The 23789-nt window shown below is 57.7% G+C and carries 17 protein-coding genes; 7 read left to right on the forward strand and 10 right to left on the reverse strand.

Features of this window, described 5'->3' with window-relative positions; translation table 11 throughout:
* Positions 1–75: 75 nt before the first annotated feature.
* Positions 76–1503 (forward strand): methyl-accepting chemotaxis protein, encoded by a 1428-nt coding sequence (locus Q675_RS27625; protein WP_023011139.1) that lies wholly within the window; start codon positions 76–78, stop codon positions 1501–1503.
* A 33-nt stretch (positions 1504–1536) separates the two neighbouring features.
* Here the strand turns inward: Q675_RS27625 and Q675_RS27630 are convergent, their stop codons facing one another.
* Both Q675_RS27630 and Q675_RS27635 read right to left on the reverse strand, forming a co-directional pair.
* A complete protein-coding gene (locus tag Q675_RS27630) occupies positions 1537–2118 on the reverse strand; it encodes a YceI family protein (RefSeq protein WP_023011140.1) in 582 nt (193 codons plus the stop codon).
* A gap of 60 nt (positions 2119–2178) precedes the next feature.
* Positions 2179–2727, reverse strand: coding sequence for a cytochrome b (locus Q675_RS27635; protein ID WP_023011141.1), 549 nt, complete (start codon positions 2725–2727; stop codon positions 2179–2181).
* A 580-nt stretch (positions 2728–3307) separates the two neighbouring features.
* On the opposite strand from Q675_RS27635, the gene Q675_RS27640 reads away from it, so the two are divergent.
* On the forward strand, positions 3308–4591 hold the full coding sequence (locus tag Q675_RS27640; protein WP_031210197.1) for an EAL domain-containing protein: 1284 nt from the start codon (positions 3308–3310) through the stop codon (positions 4589–4591).
* Here the strand turns inward: Q675_RS27640 and Q675_RS27645 are convergent.
* The 8 genes from Q675_RS27645 to Q675_RS27680 all read right to left on the reverse strand — a co-directional run bounded on the left by Q675_RS27645 (position 4579) and on the right by Q675_RS27680 (position 16785).
* Positions 4579–6345: an SLC13 family permease gene (locus tag Q675_RS27645; RefSeq protein ID WP_022991423.1), complete on the reverse strand. Its 1767-nt coding sequence runs from the start codon at positions 6343–6345 to the stop codon at positions 4579–4581. The genes Q675_RS27640 and Q675_RS27645 overlap by 13 nt on opposite strands.
* Before the next feature lie 96 nt (positions 6346–6441).
* Positions 6442–8337 carry a DNA topoisomerase IV subunit B gene (gene parE / locus Q675_RS27650; protein ID WP_022991424.1) on the reverse strand — a complete coding sequence of 632 codons (1896 nt, stop codon included), beginning with the start codon at positions 8335–8337 and terminating at the stop codon, positions 6442–6444.
* Positions 8338–8431: 94 nt separating this feature from the next.
* Complete coding sequence (locus Q675_RS27655) at positions 8432–8929, reverse strand: protease complex subunit PrcB family protein (RefSeq protein WP_023011142.1); 498 nt, start codon at positions 8927–8929, stop codon at positions 8432–8434.
* Positions 8926–11505, reverse strand: coding sequence for a S8 family serine peptidase (locus Q675_RS27660; protein WP_031211317.1), 2580 nt, complete (start codon positions 11503–11505; stop codon positions 8926–8928). Before Q675_RS27660 ends, Q675_RS27655 begins: the two co-directional genes overlap by 4 nt.
* 150 nt (positions 11506–11655) lie before the next feature.
* On the reverse strand, positions 11656–13707 hold the full coding sequence (locus Q675_RS27665; RefSeq protein ID WP_031211319.1) for a TRAP transporter large permease subunit: 2052 nt from the start codon (positions 13705–13707) through the stop codon (positions 11656–11658).
* A gap of 15 nt (positions 13708–13722) precedes the next feature.
* Positions 13723–14733 (reverse strand): putative solute-binding protein, encoded by a 1011-nt coding sequence (locus Q675_RS27670; protein WP_022991428.1) that lies wholly within the window; start codon positions 14731–14733, stop codon positions 13723–13725.
* Between the two features lie 63 nt (positions 14734–14796).
* On the reverse strand, positions 14797–15861 hold the full coding sequence (locus Q675_RS27675) for a hypothetical protein (protein WP_031211320.1): 1065 nt from the start codon (positions 15859–15861) through the stop codon (positions 14797–14799).
* Between the two features lie 294 nt (positions 15862–16155).
* Positions 16156–16785: a TetR/AcrR family transcriptional regulator gene (locus tag Q675_RS27680; protein ID WP_011786245.1), complete on the reverse strand. Its 630-nt coding sequence runs from the start codon at positions 16783–16785 to the stop codon at positions 16156–16158.
* Positions 16786–16917: 132 nt separating this feature from the next.
* Here Q675_RS27680 and Q675_RS27685 point away from each other — a divergent pair, with 132 nt between their 5' ends.
* From Q675_RS27685 to Q675_RS27705, 5 genes are all read left to right on the forward strand, one after another.
* Positions 16918–18714, forward strand: a complete 1797-nt coding sequence (locus tag Q675_RS27685; RefSeq protein WP_022991430.1) for an acyclic terpene utilization AtuA family protein — start codon at positions 16918–16920, stop codon at positions 18712–18714.
* A 224-nt stretch (positions 18715–18938) separates the two neighbouring features.
* Positions 18939–19805, forward strand: coding sequence for an SDR family oxidoreductase (locus Q675_RS27690; RefSeq protein ID WP_011786247.1), 867 nt, complete (start codon positions 18939–18941; stop codon positions 19803–19805).
* Between the two features lie 9 nt (positions 19806–19814).
* Positions 19815–21431 (forward strand): acyl-CoA carboxylase subunit beta, encoded by a 1617-nt coding sequence (locus Q675_RS27695; protein WP_011786248.1) that lies wholly within the window; start codon positions 19815–19817, stop codon positions 21429–21431.
* A 30-nt stretch (positions 21432–21461) separates the two neighbouring features.
* Positions 21462–22622: a citronellyl-CoA dehydrogenase gene (atuD, locus tag Q675_RS27700; RefSeq protein WP_014422173.1), complete on the forward strand. Its 1161-nt coding sequence runs from the start codon at positions 21462–21464 to the stop codon at positions 22620–22622.
* 181 nt (positions 22623–22803) lie between these two features.
* Positions 22804–23631, forward strand: coding sequence for an enoyl-CoA hydratase/isomerase family protein (locus tag Q675_RS27705; RefSeq protein ID WP_023011145.1), 828 nt, complete (start codon positions 22804–22806; stop codon positions 23629–23631).
* Positions 23632–23789 lie beyond the last annotated feature (158 nt).

The following is a 23789-nucleotide window of genomic DNA, read 5'->3' on the forward strand; positions in this document are numbered from 1 at the left end:
CATCTCAAATGTGACAAATCTGCCCCCCCTGCTACGCTTTGGATAAGACATTAACGTCGAAGTCTGGGGGGTTAGATGACTCTGCTGGACCAGGCCTTCAACAATGAAGACACCTCCGGAGCTCTGGAGGATTTCAATGAAAACACCGAGCAAGCCAGGCAGCGCTTCCTGGAAAGCTCTCAACGCCTTGCAGGAACGGGCATTTCGGATGTCAGCGACGGATTCGAAGGGGCATTTGATCGCTGGGAACAATCCGCTCGGAGGGTGATGGAGCTGGCCTCAAACGGCAATCCGGAACAAGCCCGGAGTCTCGCTGCCACAGAAACAGCCCCATTGTTTGACCAACTCCGGGATTATTACGACAACGCCGGTGCTCACGCTGACGAGCAGGCTCAACAACGTTCCGCTGAAGCCTCCGCCGAAGGCACTTCCAGTTCGGCCACCGTTCTTGCGATCACCGTGATTGCCATCATTATCGCCATTGCGTTGTTCTTTGTATTCATGAAACTGATCATCTCTTCGATCAGCGCCCTCCGGGATCAGCTCGACAACATTGCCCAGGGCGAAGGCGACCTGACTCAGCGGGTTCCGGTAACGGTCGAGGATGATCTCGGCAAATTGGCCAGAAGTTTCAACCAGGTACTGGAAAACCTGCAGGGCATGATCGGGTCCATTCAGAATCTGAGTCGCGATCTCGGTGCGGGTGCCACCGAGCTGGCCACTGCCGCCCGGGACAACAACGATGGTGTGACCCGCCAGACCGACTCCATTTCCATGGTGGCCACCGCTATCAACGAAATGCAGAGTGCGATTGAAGAAGTAGCCGGGAACGCCTCCCGCGCCGCAGAGATCACTCGCGAAGCGGAAACCAAGGGGAACAACAGCGCCCAGATCATCCGCAACTCGTCGAAACAGGTGCACCGCCTGGCCGCCCAGATTTCCAAAGCGGTTGAGGTTATCCGCAAACTTTCTGCGGATTCCGACAACATTACTTCGGTGCTGGATGTCATTCGCGGCATTGCCGAGCAGACCAACCTGCTGGCTCTGAACGCCGCCATTGAGGCTGCCCGGGCCGGTGAGCAAGGCCGTGGGTTCGCCGTGGTGGCGGATGAAGTCCGTACTCTGGCGCAACGCACCGGCCAGTCGACAGAAGATATTCAGACCATGATAACCGCACTGCAGACCGGTGTTTCGGACGTCGTGAGCGTGATGGAGACCGGCAGCAAGGAGGCCACCGAAACCGAACGGCTGGCAACGGAAGCGGAACAGGAACTCCAGGCCATTCTGGAAGCGATCTCCAGTATCACCGACGTCAACACCAGTGTGGCGTCCGCCACCGAAGAGCAGACTCAGGTGGTAGATGAAATTAACCGGAGCATTACTGATATCAATGATCTGGCTGCGGCCAGTGCCGATCGGTCCAAAGCCATCGATGGCATTGCCAAATCGCTGGAGAGCTATGTCAGGGAGCTGGAACAACAGACAGGGCGGTTCCGGGTTTAACCGGACCGCCGCGTCATCGCCGGAAGGATCCGATTACTGGCGAATGCCTTCTACCGAGATTTCGATTTCCACGGTTTCGGAGGCTTTGCCAAGATCCATGGGAATGCCGAAATCCTTCAGGCGCAACTCGGTTTCAGCCTCAAAACCCATGCGATAGCCTCCCCAGGGGTCTTCACCGTGGCCAACCAGCTCAGCATCCAGGGTGATTTCCCGGGTAACGCCACGCAGAGTCAGATCACCAATGATGTCCGCCTCACCGGCCTCGTCAACCACCACACGCTTGCTCTTGAACGTCGCTTCCGGGAACTCACTCACGTACAGGAAGTCTTCGCTGCGCAAATGCTTGTCGCGCTCGGCATGGTTGCTGTCAACGCTGGAGGTATCGATCGTTACTGATACAGAGCTGTTTTCGGGATTGTCCGCATCGTAGGTGAACTCACCATCAAAATCGTTGAATCGACCGTACAGCCAGCTGTAGCCCAGATGGGAAATCTTGAAGGTTACGAACTGGTGCGTGCCCTGGGTATCGAAGACGTAAGTACCGCTGTGCTCGTTTGCCTGCACAGAGGCAACCATCGCGGCTGAAATGGCTGAAGCCAGAAGAATCTTCTTCATTATTCACTCCTTTTGAGTCTGTTTTGCGTTGAGTTAAGAGAGTTAGCTGTCCCGGAACTATCAGGCCAACCCAAGCATTCTGCGAAGCGTACTGTCCCGGTCGATCAAGTGATGCTTCAACGCCCCCAGCGCATGAACGCCGGCCAGGACGACAATCGCCCAGGTGCTCCAGTAATGGATGGCTCCCGCCGTATCTTCGAGGCCTTTCACCTGGCCTGTCACCGATGGCACCTGAAACCAGCCGAACACATGGATCGCAGAGCCGTCAGCCGTTGAAATCAGATAGCCACTGATCATGGCGACAAAGATCAACAGATACAGCGCCACATGCGCCAGGTGAGCAGAAACCACCTCCCAGCGCTGGTGATTGGGCATAGGCCTGGGCGGCGGGCTTAACAGCCGCCAGACCAGTCTGAGCACCATCGCCATGAACAGGAGAATACCCACGCTGCGGTGGATGTCCGGCCCCTGTCGGTACCAGGGATCATAATAAGAGAGATCGACCATCCAGAAGCCCAGGGCAAACAGGCCGATAATGGTGACGGCCACCAGCCAATGCAGCAGGATTGCCACCCACCCGTATGCGTCTTCTGAATTCTTTGCCTGCATAAAAACAATCGCCTCCGTTGCTGATGTGGACCCAAACGGCTTTTCCACGTCCTCCAGATAAGATCAGCATAGTCTAGAAGGACAGAGAGCTGACCAAAATCAAAATGTTTTGCTGGCCTGCATCAGATTTTCTGACCATAGCATCCACGATCCGCAAACACTTGACAGCAACCACTTTGGTCGTATGCGGTTTTACGGATTGTTGAAAATTATGACAGCGATAAACTTTAACCATACTTTTAATCCGCCCCGTCCGGGGCCTCAGTGACCGAGAGGAAACGACATGGAACTTGAATTTGACGAGTCTGTGGTAGTACCCAGCAACAACTGATTTGATACAGACCCGGCTACTGCCGGGTTTTCTTTACCACCGTTTTAATGCCTGAAAGATACAAACTGTTTCGTCTTTTATGCATTAAGTAGTGGTAATGGTTCTTGTTTTTTGGCAACCTTCGACGAATTGATGAGGTAACGCCTGAATTTCAGGCGTCCGTGCCAGGGACACAGGCACAGTGGCTAACAGATTGGCGTGTACTTCAGTACTGCGCCAATGTATTCGTTGAAGGGTACAGACCTGCCTATGTCCCACAATCTTCCCGATTCGCTACCCGCGCCGGAAGTAGACCTGCTTTCCCCCATGCTTAATCAGCAGGGTCAGGTGTGGACAGCGGATTTTCGCGGGCTCAAACTGCGCACCGCCCTTCAGCCGATTTACAGCATTTCCCACAAACGTACCGTCGGTTATGAAGCCCTGATCCGGGCCTTCGATAACGACAATTCAGCTGTTCTGCCTTTGCACCTGTTCGAGCTGCCCGCATCCGAAGCCGAAAATCTGTTGCTGGACAGACTCTGCCGGTACCTGCACATTCGCAACTACAGCGAGATCAAGGATCAGGTCAACTGGCTGTTCCTGAACGTCTCCCCGAGGGTGGTCACCTCCGGCTCTCAATCCGATTCCTTTTTTGGACAATTGCTTAAGAAAACCGGGCTGCCGCCACATCGAATCGTAATGGAAATCGTTGAACAGCCAACCGACGATGCTGAACGGCTACGGGATACCGTTGCCTACTACCGCAAACTGGGGTGTCTGACCGCCATTGACGATTTTGGTGCCGGGCACTCCAATTTCGAGCGCATCTGGAATCTGTCACCGGACATCGTCAAGCTGGACCGTACCCTGCTGACCCGGGCAACCGAAGATCGCCGCGCCAGGCAGATACTGAACGGCATGGTATCCCTGCTGCATCAATCTGGCTGCCTGGTGTTGCTGGAAGGAGTGGAAACCCGGGATCAGGCCATGATTGCCATTGATGCCGGTGTCGACTTTGTACAGGGCTTCTACTTTCGCCGACCCTGCCTGGAACTGGACGAACTGCCCCAAAGCACAATGAATTTCGAGGATTTGCTCGAAGAGTACAAAAGCAGCAAGCAGATTAGCCACGATCCAACCCAACTGGTCGTCAACCATTTCAGCGGGCCTTTCCGGCGGGTGATCGAACGCCTGCAGAAGGGTCTGTCCATGGATCAGGCCTGCTTTGAGCTGCTCAGCCACCACACGGTTTCCCGCTGCTATCTGGTGGACGATCAGGGCGTTCAGCTGGAAGACACTCTGGTTTCCGAGTCCGCCGTTAAAAAGCAGGACCCAAGATTCCGACCACTGGAAAACACCAGCAGTGCAGACTGGTTTCGCCAGCAGTATCTCCGCCAGGCGCTGGCCCAGCCAGAGAACATTCATGTGACCACTCCCTATCTGTGCGTCACTGGCGCCTACATGTGCGTGACCCTGTCACTGGCCTTCCGTCAGGACGGCAAACTCCGGGTACTCTGCTGCGATATTCTTGCCAACGCGGATCACAACCCGTAAACCACCGCAATCACCGCGACCGTTACCAACCCCACCAGCACATTCATGGGCAACCCCACTTTCACGAAATCGGAAAACCGGTAGCCACCAGGACCAAACACCATCATATTGGTCTGATACCCCAATGGCGTGGCGAAGCTGGCGGAGGCTGCCATCATCACTGCAATAACAAAGGGTTCTGCAGGCACCCCCATGCTCCCGGTCATCGACAGCACAACCGGAATCACCAGTACAGCTGCGGCATTGTTCGTGATGACCTCGGTCAGAAACGACACAGCGCAATATACGAGAAACAGTGTTAGCAACACCTGGCCTGCACTGAAAGCCAGAATACCCTCGGCCATGAACGCCGCTGCTCCGGTTTCCTCCAATGCCGCTCCCAGCGCAAAGGACGCTGCGATGGTGAGGATGACCGGCACATCCACCGATTTCTGAGCCTGCCCCACCGAGCAGCAGCCGGACAGGATCATCAGAGCGGCTCCCAGTAAGGCGGCGTTGAGCATACTCATCACCCCGCAGGCCGCCAGGCTCACCAACACAAGCAGGATACCCCAGGAAAGCCAGGCCCGGTCATGTCGGGGCGTTTCCGTTTCCAGGTCGTTGATGAGCAGAAAATCCTTGTTGTAGCGCTGACGGCTGACGAAGGCCGGACGCGCCTCCAGCAGCAGGACATCGCCGGGTTTCAGGCGAATGTTGCCGAGGTTGCCTGACACACGCTCGCCGCCCCGGGCCACCGCCAGCACCACGGCGCCGTAACGGTCCCGGAACCTTGCGTCCCGGATGGTCAGGCCCAGCACATCCGATTGCGGAGACAAAGCGGCTTCCACTAACCGCCGCTCGGCACGATCCTGACTGAGACTGGGTTCATCGTCGTGCACCGACGGCACGATGCCATTGATGCGCAACAGGTCTGAGATCGCCTGGGTATCGCCCGCAAACACCAGCCGATCACCGCCACGCAGCCGTTCTTCCGAGGGGACGGCAGTGACCACACTGCCATCCCGCTCGATTTCCACCAGATACAATCGCTCCAGTTCCCGTAAGCCGGCTTCACCCACGGTCCGGCCCACCAGCGGACCTTCAAAGGACACCGCCACTTCCAGCGTGAACTCCCTCATGGAGCCAAACTTCTGCTGATCCTTACGGTCTGGCAGCACCCGCGGCATGACCAGAAGCATGACCGCCAGACCGATAATGGCCACCGGTAAACCAACCGCCGTAATGGAAAAGATCGAGAACCCGGCCTCACCGGTCAGTTGCTGATACTGACCATTAACAACCAGATTGGTGCTGGTGCCAATCAGTGTCAGTGTGCCGCCCAGAATCGCTGAGTAACTCAGCGGAATCATCAACTTGGAGGGTGAAATACCGATCTTCCGGGACCAGGCATGGACGGCGGGAATCATGGTGGCAACCACCGGTGTATTGTTGAGGAAGCCACTCAGCAGGGAAACCGGCAGGGCAATGCGCGCCTGCGCGGAGCGGACGGATTTCGGATTGCGAAGCAGGTGGTTGACCAGCAGATCCACACCGCCGGAATGATGAATACCGGCGGCCACCACAAACATGGCCACCACGGTGATCAGACCGCTGTTACTGAACCCGGCCAGAGCCTGTTCGGCAGAGATAATGCCACCGGCACTGAGCACCACCAGCACCGCCATCATCACCAGATGCGGCGCAAAACGGCCTGAACTCATCAATAACAGGGCGGTGAGCGCCAACCCCAGGGAAAACCATCCTTGCCAGTCCATAACTCGGTCTTTTCCGATTTGAAAACTGGCAGGATAGCGAGACAGAGCAATTCTGAGAAAGAATAACTATCGATTTTTATAGCAGCTTATGGAATATCAAACTGCCACGTCGGCCATGTTCCCGTAGGCTTCCAGCCAGGCCCGACGATCCGACGCGCGCTTCTTGCCCAGCAGCATATCCATCCGCTCGTCGGTGTCATCCCCGTCTTCCAGGGTGAGCATGACCAGGCGGCGGGTGTCCGGTGCCATGGTGGTTTCTCTCAGCTGCAACGGATTCATCTCACCCAGGCCTTTGAAGCGCGTCACCTGAATCTTGCCTTTGCGCTTTTCCGCCGCCAGGCGGTCGATGATGCCCTGCTTCTCGTGCTCGTCCAGGGCGTAGAAGGTTTCCTTGCCCAGGTCCACCCGGTACAGGGGGGGCATTGCCACGAACACGTGCCCGGCCGCCACCAGCGGCCGGAAGTGTTTCACAAACAAAGCGCACAGCAGCGTGGCGATGTGCAGGCCGTCCGAATCCGCATCGGCCAGGATGCATATCTTGTTATAGCGCAGGCCGGCAAGGTCGTCAGAGCCAGGATCCACACCAATAGCAACGGCAATATCGTGTACTTCCTGGGACGCCAGAATTTCACCCGAGTCCACTTCCCAGGTGTTCAGAATTTTACCCCGCAACGGCATGACTGCCTGGAATTCCCGATCCCTGGCCTGCTTGGCGGAACCTCCGGCGGAATCACCTTCCACCAGGAACAACTCCGATCTCGCGGTATCACCGCCGGAACAGTCCGCCAGCTTGCCGGGCAACGCCGGGCCAGAGGTCACCTTCTTTCTGGCCACTTTTTTGCTCGCCCTCAACCGGCGCTGGGCATTACTGATAAACAGTTCCGCCAGGGCTTCGGCAATGTCGGTGTGCTGGTTCAGCCACAGACTGAAAGCATCTTTCACCACCCCGGAGACGAAGGCAGCGGCTTCCCTTGAAGACAGCCTCTCCTTGGTCTGGCCGGAAAACTGGGGCTCCTGCATCTTGAACGACAGTACATAGGCTACCCGTTCCCAGATGTCCTCGGGCGACAACTTTACCCCCCGGGGCAGCAGGTTTCTGAATTCACAAAACTCCCGCATGGCTTCCAGCAGGCCGGTGCGCAAACCATTGACGTGGGTACCACCCTGGGCAGTGGGAATAAGGTTGACATAACTCTCCAGTACCGCATCACCACCCTCTGGCAGCCACTGGATAGCCCAGTCCACGGCTTCCTTGTTGCCGGAGAAACTGCCGGTGAAGGGTTCAAGCGGCACCGCTTCAATATCGGCCAGAGCCGTTCTCAGGTAATCCCGAAGACCGTCCTCGTAGAACCACTCGTCTTTCTCGCCGGTCTTCTCCTGCAGAAAGGTCACCGTCAGTCCCGGGCAAAGAACCGCCTTGGCACGAAGGTTGTGGCGCAAGCGGCTGACCGAAAAATTGGGACTGTCAAAATATTTGGGGTCGGGCGTGAACTTCAGGCGGGTACCGGTGTTGCGCTTGCCTACGGTATCAACCACTTCCAGCTCGGAGGCTTTGTCACCGTTGGCGAACGTCATCCGATGCACCTGACCATCCCGCTTGATGGTCACTTCCAGATGCGTGGACAGGGCATTGACCACGGAAACACCCACACCGTGCAGACCACCGGAGAAGTTGTAGTTGCCCTGGGAGAATTTACCACCGGCGTGCAACCGGGAAAGGATAAGCTCCACCCCGGGCAGTCCTTCTTCCTTGTGCAGATCGACCGGCATGCCCCGGCCGTCGTCCTCCACACTCAGGGAATTGTCGCTGTGCAGCACCACATCAATCCGCCGGGCGTGGCCGGCGAGGGCCTCGTCAACGCTGTTATCAATGACTTCCTGGGCCAGGTGGTTGGGCCGCGACGTGTCGGTATACATGCCCGGGCGCTTGCGCACCGGATCAAGACCGCTCAGGACTTCAATGGCATCGGCGTTGTACTGTTGCTCGCTCATAGGAATGGCATGGCTCCGCAAATGATCGTTGCGCCATAGCTTAGGGATTCAGGCTGAAAGATCAACGGTTGTTTTGTGGCGGCGCCAAGTGGTTTCAGTTTTCAAGCGTCCGAACCAGTGGCTGCTCTGTCAGGCCCTGCACACGAATCTGCTGCCAGCCCCGAGGCTCAATCGCAAGTACCGCACAGGGCGAGGTGATTACCTGGGCCACCATCATGTCCGGCGCCGGTTCATTCACCCGCATGTCGAGCACCAGACTCTCGCCTTGCGCCAGCGCAGACTGGAGCCCGACGCTGTAACCGGCGGTTGGCTTCTGGCCAAGCGTGACCATCACCAGTGCTTCCCGGGCCAGATCAACCTTGCGCACCACATCCGTGGCCATGTTCTGGCCACTGACATCCAGGAGTGCTTCGCGATCGGCCTCCGAACGCACAAACGCCACCCCCGGCCCGGTCAGGCCGCAATAAGCGGACTGGGTAATCTGCCGCACCATGACACCCTTACCCTCGCCGGGACCGCCCGTGGCGCTGCACGCAGTCAGAAACAGCATCGCAGCGGAGGTGATAAATGATCGAACCAGAGTCCTTTTCATTGAACTGCTTTTACTCCGTCGTTGGTCGAGGGCGCCTGGTCAGGCTGCAGTATTCTGTAACCTTTAAACCCGGGCCTGGGAAGGATATCAGGGTTGGAGGTAGAAATGGTTGGACGCGAGAAACTGGTGGTCATGCGGATATCAGACAGGCTTGACTCATCCGTAATGGAAACGATCTCACGCAAACCCGCAACCGGGTATTCTGCACAGGCTTCTCCAGGTTGGCAGATGAGGCCATCTCCGTCATGGTCTGTTCCGGCCACCAGATAGTAGTCACCCGGACGAACCTCACTCAAACGCCGCGGCTCCTCGCCATCATCAAACTCGAAACGGAAGGGATATTGGCCGGACTCAGCATCCACTACCACCTGGGATTCCGCCAGATAAAACCCGCGTGCATCAGGCTCGGTATTCACCAGCAACACAAAGTGCCGACCGGCATTTCTCGCCTCCTGATCGCTGACTAGTTGGCCAATCGCAGGAATGGACAGAGTCTCCGATGAACTGTTCACCGAATAGGAGATTTCAATAGTGCCCTTTGCCGCCTCTCCAGCCACAAGCCGGTCTCTGAGTAATGCCAGAGTCAGTGAATAGGGTCTCGAATCCAGGTTATCCGTAGTCACCGAAAGCCAGTCCGGGAGAGAACTGACCGAAACACCGGAAATCGCATCATTGCCGAAAACATTGAGATCAACCCTCTGCTGGTCCTGGCCCTCACTGCTCAACGACACCACGGCCGGGGAAGCTGAGAGTACGGTCTGCTCAAAAGTGCTGGAGGCGGCAGAGACTGCTTTGGCAGCGTCAATCACTCCGTAACCCAGAGCATCACTTCGGCTACCGTTATAATCAGTAAGCTGGCCATTTCTAAGCGCCCGGATTACCTGGGCATGGTTAAGATCGGGACTCTCCTCCTTCATCAGGGCCAAAACGCCTGCCACATGGGGCGACGCCATGGAGGTCCCCTGAAGACCAAGATAACCCGCTCGCGGGCCAGTCGCCGTTAGTTCACCGCTGGAGCTCCAGACCACATCCGAGCTGCCATCCAGGTTCCCATCACGACTGGCATCGCCGCCCGGCGCAGCGAGATCAATCCAACTGCCAAAGTTCGAGTAGCCCGCCAGATTGCCGGCGCCATCCACAGCACTGACAGCCAATACGTAGGGCGAAGCCGCTGGATAAGATTTTACTGAGGTTGATGAATTACCTGCGGCGGCAACGAAAAGTACATCCCTCTCAACGCCTTTTTGTAGCGCAGACTCCAACTGGGGAATCTCTGGCAATCCCCCCAGGCTCATATTGATGACATCGACCAGCCCCTCATTAACCACCCAGTTGATTGCCTCAATTAGATCGGAGGCTGAGCCAGTGCCGCCCTCACCCAGCACACGCACCGGGACAATACCTGAGCCAAAGGCGACGCCGCCGATACCGTCTCCATTTATAACAGCGCCGATGGTGCCAGCCACATGGGTGCCATGAAACACGTCACCGCCAATGCTGTTACCGGGATCTGCGGGATTATTGTCATTATCCACGAAGTCCCAACCGGCAACGATGTTGGCATCCAGATCCGGGTGCCATTGGCCAGAATTCAGCCGAAGGATACCCGTATCCAATACTGCCACATTGACCCCTGCGCCACCTCCATGAACCAGTTGCCATGCCGCCGGCCCGTTGATCAAGCCATAGTGCCACTGACGAGGATAGAAAGGTTCGTTGATGGGGGTGCCTGCCTGCTGACTGCTGAACAGGTAATCCGGCTGCACCTGCGCAAAACCCGGCTTTTGCCGGAGGTTCCGGATCCAGTTCAGGGTTTCATGCTTACGTTGGTTGGCATTGGTAATACGGGATGCCGGGGCCGCTCGGGTTAACAGCCAGCTCTCGCCGCCGAGATGCCTGGGGGCAATGCCCTGCATGGATGCCAGCGCCATCTGCGCGTCCTGATCACCCTCCACTGTGATCAACGCCCGGTCCTCGGCAAATTCGTAATCAGGCCATTCAAAGGAGAGGCCATTCGACGTCATGCTGACAGTCTTGGCGAGGATGTACCTCGCCGGTACAGCGCTTCGGTTCGTAATGCTGACCCTGTAATCGCGAGCCTCCGTAAAGTTCGAAAGAACGACGGAACTGCCAATTGTCGCCGTTTTCACGGGCAGTGAGTCAAGCTGCAGCTCTAGTTCTGGATCGCCCAGGCAGCTACCAAAACTCTGCAATACAAGCGTTTCGCCCGGGGCCAGCGGGACGGTGTAGGTATCGTTGGAATCGGCCGAGTAGAACAACGGCTGGCAAGCGGATTGATTGGCGGGATAGGTTCCACCACTCCCACTGACATAGCCAGCCAGCACGAAGTTTTCGGGGAGTCTCTGAGTCCCGGGTGCAGGGATTGCCCCATCCAGCCCCAACTGGCCCATCGTGTCCTGATCAACCCGGCTGTTGGCTTCAATACTGATAATCCCGGAAAGCGGACTGGGCGGCGCTATCGGTGAAACGGCATCGGAGCCGCCCGAACCACCGCCACAACCGGTGAGCAATGCCATCCCTGGCACCAGAACAAAAGCACGAATCGACAATCTCACGGCGTCTCTCTTATTCTTTGTTGAAACTGTTCACAGAGTATACGGCCAGACATCCCTGATCGACCTGTGTCAGACCTTTAAGGGCCCCATGAAAAAACCCGCGGGCCTTGGCATCGCGGGTTCTTTCATAGTACTTCGCTTCTCCTGGCCTTACAAAGCGTAGAAAAGCATGGGCACAAAGGCCACCAGCAGAAGCGTGGGAATCATCACAACCAGCGGCAGCAACAATCTCTCATAGCGGTGCCAGAAGGTGCCGGTACGTTCCGCTGCCAGCACTTCGGTTTCACCCACCACCTGCCGGGTCAGCAGGTGATTCAGGGCAACCGGCGGGCTGAGATAGCCAAGTTCAAATGCCACCAGGCAGACGATCCAGAAATGCAGTGGATCAATGCCAATCTGCAGGGCCGGTTGGGCAATAGTGGCGGAAACCAGTATGACGGCACCGAACGGATCCATCACCATCCCGATCACCGTCAGCATGACCACGATTACCAGCATGGCAATCCAGGGGCTGGTCAGATCCTCCGGGAACAGGGCATGAACAATATCAGAACGCTCAAGAATACCGCCCAGGCAGATAGAGAAACCAATCAGCGCCAGTAGTGCGCCAATGTGCACAGCCGAATCGCTGGCAGCCGCTGTGCTTCGGGAGAAAAACGCACTGGTACGGCTCTGGCCTTCGTCACGGCTATTCCGGCCGGCGTCCAGGGCAACCAGCGCCAGCATAACCAGCGGCAGAATCAAAGGCGCGCTGTACTCGTTGAATTGAAGCCCCAGGATCGCCCAGATGGCCAGGATCACTGCCGTTGCCGTCAGTGCGTAGGGCAACAACGGTCGCAGCTCCATGACGGCCGCGCGGAAAGCACCCGGGGCCGGCCTTGGTCTCCAGTTGCCTTCGGTCTTGCACACCACAAAGGAGAACAGGGTGGCCGACATGATGAACACCCAGAACCCCCATCCATACATTTCGGTGGTGGTCACTTCCTTGTTCAGTGCGGCAACCACCACGATCAGCAAGCAGGGATTGAGCACCACCCCAAGGCTGCCAGACATGGCGGTCGTAGCCAGTGACAATTGACGCCCTGCCCCGGCCCGCCGAAGCTCGTCGTAGACAACCCCGCCCACGGCCAGAATGAAAATGCCGGAGGCTCCGGTAAATGCTGTCGGGAAGGCAGTGGCAAAGATGATCACCGAAGCCAGCAAGGGTGCGGGCAGATTGAAGGGCTTCACCAGATTCAGCAACAGCTCCGGAACCCGGGTCTGTTTGAGCATCATACCCACCAGCACGTACAGTCCGATGTTGATGAACATGGACGACAGGTTCGACATCATGCCGAAGTAGATTGCCAGCCCGGAGGAGTAGCCATCCACAAAGAAAAAATAGCTCATGGCAATGAAGCCCATGGTGCAATACAGCGGCACCACAAGGCCGGAAGCCAGCGCCAGACTGCCCGCCCTCATTCGCTCCGGCACATAGACGAAGCGAAAAGCATTGATGATCATGAACAGCCCGAACACGCCTGCCCAGGCGTACTGCAGGACAATGTTCGCCTCAGACCCCGGAGACTGAGCCAGCCGGCCCATGTACGCGTTCAATGACAGCACCATCAGGCCATTGATGACGAACTGCACGCCCTGGCTTAAACGCCACTCCGCCCGATTGCGGGGCAGACGCAAAGCAATGTGGTCGGCATCCATTGCGGCAATGGCTGCAGCCAGAGCAAACATGCCGATAAACAGGAACTTGGTCAGGTCGATGTTATCGAGCAGAAAGTCGGCCAAACCCTGCTCTACAGCCTTGTAGACACCGAGCGCCCAGGTGGCGTGTTTCTGGTTTTCAGCAAACTGCAAGTGGCGTTGCTCGCACAGCGCCAGGTTACTCTTCAGGGACTGCCGGATAGCCTGGGGATCCGGCGGCGAACTGAACAGGTCGTCCGGGTCTGGCTTATAGGCCTGGACCCGTCGCTCTACCTCTTTATCAATGTCCATGAAAAGGTTGCAGGTAGGCTCTGTTGCATCCGGATTGAGCAGGTAATAGTTAGGCCATACCTGCTCGCCGACCCATAGCAACCGGGAGTGGAGCGAGTTGCCCATCCCCAGCAGCAGGGTGGCCAGAAGCAACAGCAGCAGAATCATCCCATGCAGTCTGTGCATGGGATACAACGTTCTTACGCCGGTTGCAGTCATTGCGCGCCAGTTCATGGTCAGGCTCTCCGCTTATTCCCGGTTTTCCGCTGTACACTCGGAGGCGCCGGGATTGCTGGCACATCGGATCTTGCTGAGCAGGCTCAGCATTTTCGGGTGATAAACGTTGGGAGCTCCGTCAACCCCATCGCGCATTTCCAGACGGTTCTGGCGGAACATCTCCTGGTAACCAACGATGTCCTTTTCCGGGATCCGTATCCACTGCTCGTCAGGAATCCCGTTTTCCTGGCTTTTAATCAGATTCATTGCCTGTGGGTACATGCCCCAGGCAACTTCCCGGGCCTTCTGGGCCGTGTCGTCTTCGATCACGCCATCACGGGCAATGATCTGAATGGTCAGCTGGGCAAGCGGGTAGTCGACAATGCCACCCTTATCGCCAATCCCTTTGTACAGCTCCAGAGCCTGGTAGGCGAACGCAGGCGCATAGGCAGTATCGACCGACCCATTGTTGAACTTGCCAGCAAAGTTGGTGATATCAGAGGGAACCACCGTCGCTTTTACATAGTTCACCATGTGAATGGCGTCTTTCTGGTAGTCCAGGGTGGCAATACGCTTTCCGGCCAGTTCGCCCGCTGTATCAATGCTGCGATCATTCACAAACAGATAACCGGCACCCGCCGGTACAATGCCCAGTACCTCATAGCCCCCGTCCTTCATGAGGGACGCTGCCTTGGGCTGTGCCAGGGTGGCCAGCAGGGTTTTCAGGTCGTCGTAACTTGGCAGGGCACCGACGGCACTGATGCTTCCGGTAAAACGATTGAATGGGCGAATACGGATGTCGGTCGCGGCGACGGCATCGCACTGGCCGGCGTTGAAGTCGCCAATGGCCACGCCTTCATCAGTGTAGGGCTTGAGTTGGAAATCGACCCCATGGGCTTTCATTTCCAGAGCGTAGTCCTTGACCATGTTGTAGACGTCGCCGTTAGCGCCGATGACATCAAACACACACATGGAAACCGACTGGGCAGATGCCAGTGGTGCGACAATGGCAAGAGACAAGGCTGCAAGGGATTTGCGAATCATGACGACCTCCGGGTCATTCTTGTGTTTTTGATCTTTAAGTCATAGATAACTGAAAGGCCAGCCTCAGAGCAGGCCTTCCAGATCCATGGTTTCAACGTTCTCGGTATTGCGCTCCGGGCTCATCTTGCCGAAGAAGGTCCGTGGTGTGCGGTGGCCGTAGTTGGCGCTCCAGTGTTTGTCCGATGCGAACTGGACAATCCTGCGGGCCACTTCGTCCACCAGCCGATATTCTTCCCAAACCTCGATGCGCTCTTCAGCCTCTGCGAATTCCGAAACGGCCTGTGCCAGCACCTGCGGTCGTCCAAAGGTTTCCGCAGCGACTACCTGAACGGCGTAAGAGGCACGGATACCGGACTCAACACTCAGCTCTGCGCTGTTTTCCATCACCTGCCAGGGGTCTGGAGACAGGTCCGGTCGGGTGTCAGGCAACAGTAACCAGACGAGGGCGCGAACGGCGTTGGGCAAACCGCCCCATTTTTCATTATCCACGCACTGGGCGGCACGCTCGGCCTGGGGCGCAATGTTGCGGGGCACACCCGCCAGGGCGCCGGAGTTGGAGTCGTTCACAATGGCCTGCATCCCCGTTAGCAGCCCGAGCAGGAACGTGAGTTCGTCCTGATCACTGAAAAGGAACGGGCATTCCAGAGGTTCGGCTGCCGGGTCAAAATCGTAGGCGGCCATGGCACGCTTGAAGGCTTCGTAGCGGCGCTCAGCTGTGCGCGCGTAGAGTCTTTTGGAGACTTCCCGGGCATCCTTGGCGGCGGGAACATCGCCACGGTATTCCGCCCGCAGATAAGCCAGTTCAGCCTCCCAGGCCCGGTATTCCATGCAATTCGCCGCCAGCAGCATGAGCAGGGAACCGGTTGAATCCGGTGCATCAGTGACTCTCGAAAACGAGTAAACCAGCGGATCCGTGCCCTCACCCAGTGCACAGGCCATGCCCGGATCGGACATCTGCATAACGTAGGGAGTTGCCTCGGACTCCGAGTAGTTCGACAACACGATGCCGGTGGTGGTGTAAATAGGGTTGGCAGAACATCCGGCCAGCAGCAGTACCGAACTTCCCAGCATTGCCTGGCGTACACGAGCCGAAAACCGGCGCGCTTGAGAGACCATTGAGGAGATCATAATTCGACCTGTCTGACATTGTTTTTGTATGTAAGGGAGTGCGAGAAATTTTTATCACATTTGATTCTCGTCAATCCGTGAACCAGCTCCAGCTACCTCTGGCCAGAGCTCGAACGAGAGCAAGAATGCGAGGAATATTGTCAGACAGAAATGGCTTTATTGCCGAAACCGGCATGCCGATCAGGCCAATGGCCCGGGATGAATCGAATAATTTTTTGATTTATTGATTTATAACAAGGAGTTAAATATGTAGTGCGTTTCGGAACAAGCGTGCCACTTTGTGACTTGTGCACATTAACATTGAGCAAGACCCAGCATTGCCATCACCTGATCGGTCAGTCCATCGAGGGTCAGACCGCCCCGTTCCGGGCGATACCAGGTGACCGTCCAGCTCAGGGCGCCGGTCAGCATTCTTCGGGTAATGAAAGGGTCCGCTCCAAGCTGGTGTTCCTTCGACAGCTGTTGAAGCGTAGACAACCACAGGTTTTCATAGATATCCCGCAACTCCAGCACTTCAGCCTGGGAGCTTTCCGAAAGACTGCGCCACTCATACACCAACACCGCCATGGCCTCTCCGGTCTGGCCGTTAATCGACTCCAGTTCTGCCCTGATCAGCGCCCGCAGTTTTTCTCTCGCTGAATCCGCCTGGTCGGCAGCGGCCTGCATCAAGGCGGTATTCAGCCGAATGGTCTCGACCATCACCGCCTTGAGAATTTCCTCCTTGGTGCGGAAATGGTGGAACAAGCTCCCTGACTGAATACCCACAGCCGCCGCCAGATCCCGCACCGTCGTGCGCTCGTAGCCTTTATCCCTGAACAGTCTTGCTGCTTCGTTTAACAGGCGCCCGCGGGCGCTGGAGGGATCAGACACAAGTTGCTCGGCAATGAGGGATTGCAGGATTGGGTTCTGGTTCACAAAGGCCATCCGGTTGTCTTGCTGGGACTTTTTATTCTACCCGAGATTTGCCTGTTTACAAACCAAGCGCTTGCTTGGTATTGTCGTTTCGATCGTTGGATAACCTCTCGCCAGTGCGGGTATCAGAACAAGGCCAAGAACATGTCAGACGCCAACAAAACCATCCGTATCGGTTGCTCCGCCGCTTTCTGGGGCGATACCGAAACCGCCGCTGCCCAACTGGTACGCCAGGGCAATATTGATTACCTGGTCGCCGATTACCTGGCCGAGATCACCATGTCGATCATGGCCGGCCAGAAGATGAAAGACCCGACTCAGGGCTACGCCCGGGATTTTGTGCAGACGGTGATGGCGCCTCTGCTCGGCGAGATAAAGGATAAAGGCATCCGGGTTCTGGCCAATGCCGGTGGAGTAAACCCGGTGGCTTGCCGCGATGCTCTGCAGGCCCTGTGTGAAAAGGCCGGCGTCGATCTGAAGATTGCGCTGGTGCTCGGCGATGATCTGTTGATGAAAAAGAAAAAGCTGGGCGATGCCGGCATTACTGAAATGACCACCGGTCAGCCCTTCCCCGCCATGATGGTGAGCCTGAACGCCTATCTGGGTGCGCCCGGCCTGGTGGCGGCCCTGGAACAGGGTGCCGACATCATTATCACCGGCCGTGTCGCAGACAGTGCGCTGGTGCTGGCGCCGCTGGTGCATGAATTCGGCTGGCGCTGGAACGACTACGACAAACTGGCCCAGGGCAGCCTGGCCGGGCATTTGCTGGAATGCGGCGCACAGTCTACCGGCGGTAATTTCACCGACTGGGAACAGGTGGCTGATGGCTACGCCAATATGGGCTTTCCCATCGCCGAGGTCAGCGCCTCTGGCGATTTTGTGATGACCAAGCCCGAGGGCACCGGCGGCATGGTCAGCAGGGGCACTGTGGGCGAGCAGCTGGTGTATGAGATTGGCGACCCACGGGCTTACCTGCTGCCAGATGTAACCTGCGATTTCACTCAGGTGACACTGGAGGAAATCGACAAGGACCAGGTCCGGGTGTCCGGTGCCAGGGGACGCCCGCCGACAGACAGCTACAAGGTGTCAGGCACCTGGCCAGATGGATTCAAGTGCACAGTGACGTTCCTGCTGGCCGGCCTTGATGCCCGCGCCAAAGCACAACGAGTGGCGCAGGCTATTCTGGCCAGGACGTCAGCGATGTTTGCCGAGCGCGGCCTGCCGGATTATTCCGAAACCAGTATCGAATTGCTGGGCACCGAGACTACCTATGGCCCCCATGGCAAGGGCGACCAATGCCGGGAAGTGGTGGTGAAGATTGCCACCGCCCATCCGAAGAAAGAAGCCCTGGTGCTGTTTTCCAGGGAAATTGCCCAGGCCGCTACCGGTATGGCGCCTGGCATCACCGGTATTGTCGGCGGTCGGCCAACCGTGTGGCCGAAGATTCGTTTGTATTCCTGTCTGGTACCGAAATCGGAGGTAGCGGTTTCGGTGGATCTGGCTGGTGAGAAGTCTGAGGTGGAGGTAGCGACCGAAGGTGGTTTCAATCCGGGCGATCTCGCGGCTGAGCCGGAGTCCCGGATGGAGGTGGCAACGGATACCACAGTGCCGCTGCTCAAGCTGGCTTGGGCGCGGTCCGGGGATAAGGGCGATCACAGCAATATCGGGGTGATCGCGCGGGATCGAGAGTATGTTCCTTATATTGAGGCTGCGTTAACGGAACAGGCGGTGGCCGAGTGGATGGCTCATACGCTGAATCCTGAGTCCGGCAAGGTGACTCGCTGGTCTATGCCTGGGTTGCATGCGTTCAATTTCTTGCTGGAGCACAGTCTAGGTGGCGGCGGTGTGGCGTCGCTTCGAATTGATCCGCAGGGTAAGGCGTTTGCTCAGCAGTTGCTGGAGCTTCCAGTGCCTGTGCCTTCGAATCTGGTTCCTCAATGAATTTATTAACCCCGGTTCTGGGGCAAGAGCCCCGACAGGGCATTACTTCCCTGAGCTTGGGTGCAAGCGCCCCACCGGGGTACAGCCTTCCGGGACACGCCGTAAATACGTCCGTGTAGGCTTGAGCGCAGCTTCCCTGCTGCGCACAGTCCCGGAAGGCTGTACCCCGGCGGAGCGCCCGAACGTTTTTCGTGGATTCTTTGGATTGGAATAGGGAATTTTGTATGAGTTATCAGTCTGTTCTTCGCCCGGGCTTGTTTGAAGGCCAGGTTTTTATTGTCACCGGTGGCGGTTCGGGGATTGGCCGCTGCACGGCTCACGAACTGGCGGCGCTCGGTGCCCGGGTTGCGCTGGTCGGTCGTAAGCAGGAGAAGGTAGACGCGGTTAAGGCCGAAATTGAGGAAGACGGTGGTATTGCCAGCGCCCATGCCTGCGATATTCGCGAGGAGGAGTCGGTCAAGGCCACGGTGAAGGCCATTATTGAGACCCACGGCGGTCTGAACGGGGTGGTGAACAATGCCGGCGGGCAGTTTGCGTCTCCGTTAACAGGCATTAACCAGAAGGGTTGGGAAACCGTGGTGCGCACGAATCTGACCGGCGGTTTTCTGATTTCCCGGGAGGCCTATACCCAGGCCTTGAGTAAAACCGGCGGTTCGATTGTGAACATTGTGGCGGATATGTGGGGTGGTATGCCTGGCATGGGCCACTCAGGGGCCGCACGGGCCGGTATGGTGAATTTCACCCAGACAGCCGCGGTCGAATGGGCGCCGTCCGGGGTTCGGGTGAATGCGGTGGCGCCGGGGTGGATTGCGTCCAGCGGGATGGACAACTACCCGGCCCACATGAAGTCGTGGATTCGCAGCCTGGCGGATGCGGTGCCGATCAAGCGGATGGGTACAGAATCAGAGGTGAGTTCGGCGATCTGTTTCCTGCTTAGCCCGGGCGCGGCGTTTATCAGTGGTGATTGTCTGCGGATTGACGGCGCGGCGTCCCAGGGTGGGCGTGTGTGGCCGATGCCGAAGGCGAAGAATAACGAGCCCTACAACGGTTTCCATCGGGCGGTAACGCCGAAAGTGTTGAGTGACGACTGAGGATTTCCCATGCAGGTACTGGAAACAACAATAAGCCCCCAGTCCGACGAGTTCCGGGCCAATATCGAGGCCATGGAAGCGCATATCTCGACTTTCCGGGATGTGGAGCAAAAGGTTCTGGACCTGGCGGAATCGGCCCGGGAGAAGTTTACCAAGCGAGGCAAGCTGCTACCGCGGGATCGCATCAATCGGTTGCTGGATCGTGGCAGTGAGTTTCTGGAGCTGTGCTCCCTGGCCGGTTACAAAATGCATGATGACAAAGACGGTTCCATGGCCGGAGGCGGGATTATTGCCGGCATCGGCAGAGTAGCCGGAGTACGCTGTCTGGTGGTCGCAAGCAACAGTGCCATCAAGGGCGGAACCATTACTCCCGCCGGTCTGGACAAAACCCTGCGACTGCAGCAGATCGCCATGGAGAACAAATTGCCGGTGGTATCGCTGTCAGAATCCGGCGGCGCAAACCTGAACTATGCCACCGATATCTTCGTGCTGGGCGCCCGGGGCTTTGCGAACCAGGCCCGGATGTCTGCAGCCGGTATTCCACAGGTAACCGTCGTCCATGGCAACGCCACTGCCGGCGGGGCCTATCAGCCGGGCCTGTCGGATTACGTAATTACCGTACGCGAGCAGGCGAAGATGTTCCTGGCCGGCCCGCCGCTTTTAAAAGCCGCGACCGGTGAGGTCGCCACCGATGAGGAACTGGGTGGAGCAGAAATGCACGCCACCGTTGCCGGCACCGCCGAATACCTGGCGGAAGACGATGCGGATGGCATCCGCCAGGCCCGGGAGATTCTGGGCGCCCTGCCCTGGAACGAAAATCTGCCACTACGCCAGGAACCACAGTGGGATGAGCCGCTGTATCCGGCTGAAGAGCTACTGGGTGTGATTCCTTCCGACGCCAAGAAACCCTACGACGTGCGCGAGATCCTCGCCCGCATCGCCGACGGCTCCCGGTTCCTGGATTTCAAGAACGATTACGACAGCCAGACGGTGTGCGGCACCATCCGGATTCACGGCCACAGTGTAGGTATTATCGGCAACAATGGCCCGATCACCCCTGCCGGCTCCACCAAGGCTGCCCAGTTTATCCAGCTTTGCGATCAGGCAGGCACGCCTATCCTGTTTCTGCATAACACCACCGGATTCATGGTCGGTACCCACTCCGAACAGAACGGCATCATCAAACACGGGTCGAAGATGATTCAGGCCGTGGCGAACTGCCGGGTACCAAAACTCGCCGTGGTGGTGGGCGGTTCCTACGGCGCCGGCAACTACGCCATGTGCGGCCGGGGCCTGGACCCGAGATTCATCTTCGCCTGGCCCAACAGCCGCACCGCCGTCATGGGCCCCGCCCAGGCCGGCAAGGTGATGCGCATCGTGGCTGAAGAAAAACAACGCAAAAGCGGTATCGAGCCGGACGAAAAGACCCTGTCGTTCCTGGAACAGGCGACCGCCAAAAAGCTGGAAGACGGCTCCACCGCCCTCTACGGCACTGCCAGACTCTGGGACGACGGCCTGATCGATCCGAGGGATACCCGCCGTGTCCTGGCCATGGTGCTTTCCGTTTGCCGTGAAGCCGAACAACGACCACTGCGACCCAACGTTTACGGCGTCGCCCGTTTCTGATTTCCACACTGATTTACCGGGAGAACAACAATGAAATTCACAGCCGAACACGAAGCCCTCAGAAAGACCGTCCGTGATTTCGTCGAAAAGGAAATCAATCCGCACTGCGATGAATGGGAGGAAGCCGGCGAGTTTCCCATTCACGACCTGTTCAAGAAACTCGGCAACCTGGGCCTGCTGGGCATTCAGAAGCCGGAGGAATACGGCGGCATGGGTCTGGATTACAGCTACAACCTCGTGGCTGCTGAAGAACTGGGCATGGCCAAGTGCGGCGGTGTTCCGCTGGCCGTGGGCGTACAGACTGACATGTGCACTCCCGCGATTGCGCGCTTCGGTTCCGATGAACTGAAACGGGACTTCCTGGCCCCGGCTATTGCCGGCGATATGGTGGGCTGTATCGGTGTGAGTGAAGTGGGCGCAGGCTCCGATGTGGCCGGCCTGAAAACCACGGCTAAGAAAGACGGCGATGACTACGTCATCAACGGCTCCAAGATGTGGATCACCAACTCCCCGAAAGCGGATTTCATGTGTCTGCTGGCCAACACCAGCGACGACAAACCCCACAAGAATAAAACCCTGATGATCGTGCCCATGAACACACCGGGCATCACTTTCAGCCCGCACCTGAACAAGCTGGGTATGCGTTCGTCAGAAACCGCCCAGGTGTTTCTGGACGACGTGCGAATTCCCCAACGCAACCGCATCGGCGCAGAAGGCACCGGCTTTATGATGCAGATGCTGCAGTTCCAGGAGGAGCGCATGTGGGGGGCCGCCAACGTAATCAAGGCCCTGGAAAACTGTGTCACGCAGACCATTGAATACTGCCGCGAGCGCAAGACCTTTGGCCAGCCGCTGATCGACAACCAGTACATTCATTTCCGCCTGGCGGAGTTACAGACCGAAATCGAAGCGCTGCGCGCGCTGACCTATCAGGCCTGTGAGCTGCACGTTGAGGGCAAAGATGTCACCAAGCTGGCGTCGATGGCGAAACTGAAGGCCGGGCGTCTGGGTCGCGAAGTAACCGACGCTTGCCTGCAGTTCTGGGGCGGCAACGGTTACATGTGGGACAACCCCCTGTCACGGGCTTACCGCGATGTGCGGTTGGTCTCCATCGGCGGCGGTGCCGACGAAATCATGCTGGGCATCATCTGCAAGCTGATGGGCACCTTGCCTGGCAAGAAACGCGACTGACGTTGTGCAAGGCCTTGTGGGCAGGCAGGGCTTGATGGAGGGCCATGAGGCGGGGATCCCTTTTCGGGACACGCCTACAAGCACATCCATGTGGGCTCGTTTCGGGCCGTCCATGGCCCTCAACGGTCCCGAAAAGGGATCCCCGCCTCATGGCCCCGAACATTTTACGTGGAGTCCTTTTATGGAACAGCAGCTACCACATTGCGAAACCCTGATTCTCGAAAAACAGGGCCGCACCCTGTTCATCACCATCAACCGCCCCGACGTCCGTAACGCCATGAGCCTGCAAATGGTGGCTGAACTGTCCACAATCTTCAGCGAGATCGAGAACGACACCAGCATTCGCGCAGCCGTCATCCGCGGCGCAGGTGGACACTTCTGCGCCGGCGGCGATATCAAAGACATGGCCGGCGCCCGGGGCCAGAAAGCCGGCGAAGGCCGCGACGACCCGTTCTACAAACTCAACCGCGCCTTCGGCCAGATGATTCAACAAGTCAACGAATCCTCCAAAGTCGTCATTGCCATCACCGAAGGCGCCGTCATGGGCGGCGGCTTCGGCCTGGCCTGTGTCTCCGACCTCGCCATCGCCGGCCCGACTGCCAAATTCGGTATGCCGGAAACCACCCTCGGCGTCATCCCGGCCCAGATCGCCCCGTTCGTTGTCGAACGCATCGGCCTGACCCAGGCCCGTCGATTGGCGCTGCTAGGTTTGAGAATCGACGCAACGGAAGCCTGCAAACTCGGCATCGTTCACCAGGTTGCGGAATCCGAAGAACAGCTAAGCGACATGCTGAACCAGGCTCTGGAACGGGTACGCCTGTGCGCCCCCGATGCCACGGCAGAAACCAAGGCCCTGCTGCATCGGGTGGGACATGAAGCCATGGCCGGTTTACTCGATGACGCCGCTGAAAAATTCGCGGCCGCCATCCGCGGGCCGGAGGGGGCGGAAGGCACGATGGCATTTATGCAGAAGCGTGAGCCCAAGTGGGCAGAGCTCCCCAATCAATAACAACTAAATAATGTCTATTGACCGTAGTTGGGCAGACTCCGACAAGGTTCGGGGAGCGCCACTGGCAGGGTGGGCTTCCGGAAAATGTCGGAGGCCATGGATGGCCGGAGAGAAGCGCACATGGACGTGCTTGTAGCGGTTTTCCGGAAGCCCACCCT

The organism is Marinobacter sp. EN3, assembly GCF_000475315.1.
Taxonomy (GTDB): Bacteria; Pseudomonadota; Gammaproteobacteria; order Pseudomonadales; family Oleiphilaceae; genus Marinobacter; species Marinobacter nauticus.

Coding starts and splice junctions, on each gene's coding strand:
- parE (WP_022991424.1), bottom strand. CDS start 8,337: ATGAGCGAGCAACAGTACAACGCCGATGCCATTGAAGTCCTGAGCGGT.
- Q675_RS27625 (WP_023011139.1), top strand. CDS start 76: ATGACTCTGCTGGACCAGGCCTTCAACAATGAAGACACCTCCGGAGCT.
- Q675_RS27630 (WP_023011140.1), bottom strand. CDS start 2,118: ATGAAGAAGATTCTTCTGGCTTCAGCCATTTCAGCCGCGATGGTTGCC.
- Q675_RS27685 (WP_022991430.1), top strand. CDS start 16,918: ATGTCAGACGCCAACAAAACCATCCGTATCGGTTGCTCCGCCGCTTTC.
- Q675_RS27655 (WP_023011142.1), bottom strand. CDS start 8,929: ATGAAAAGGACTCTGGTTCGATCATTTATCACCTCCGCTGCGATGCTG.
- Q675_RS27640 (WP_031210197.1), top strand. CDS start 3,308: ATGTCCCACAATCTTCCCGATTCGCTACCCGCGCCGGAAGTAGACCTG.
- Q675_RS27645 (WP_022991423.1), bottom strand. CDS start 6,345: ATGGACTGGCAAGGATGGTTTTCCCTGGGGTTGGCGCTCACCGCCCTG.
- Q675_RS27695 (WP_011786248.1), top strand. CDS start 19,815: ATGCAGGTACTGGAAACAACAATAAGCCCCCAGTCCGACGAGTTCCGG.
- Q675_RS27665 (WP_031211319.1), bottom strand. CDS start 13,707: ATGAACTGGCGCGCAATGACTGCAACCGGCGTAAGAACGTTGTATCCC.
- Q675_RS27635 (WP_023011141.1), bottom strand. CDS start 2,727: ATGCAGGCAAAGAATTCAGAAGACGCATACGGGTGGGTGGCAATCCTG.
- Q675_RS27690 (WP_011786247.1), top strand. CDS start 18,939: ATGAGTTATCAGTCTGTTCTTCGCCCGGGCTTGTTTGAAGGCCAGGTT.
- Q675_RS27680 (WP_011786245.1), bottom strand. CDS start 16,785: ATGGCCTTTGTGAACCAGAACCCAATCCTGCAATCCCTCATTGCCGAG.
- atuD (WP_014422173.1), top strand. CDS start 21,462: ATGAAATTCACAGCCGAACACGAAGCCCTCAGAAAGACCGTCCGTGAT.
- Q675_RS27675 (WP_031211320.1), bottom strand. CDS start 15,861: ATGATCTCCTCAATGGTCTCTCAAGCGCGCCGGTTTTCGGCTCGTGTA.
- Q675_RS27670 (WP_022991428.1), bottom strand. CDS start 14,733: ATGATTCGCAAATCCCTTGCAGCCTTGTCTCTTGCCATTGTCGCACCA.
- Q675_RS27705 (WP_023011145.1), top strand. CDS start 22,804: ATGGAACAGCAGCTACCACATTGCGAAACCCTGATTCTCGAAAAACAG.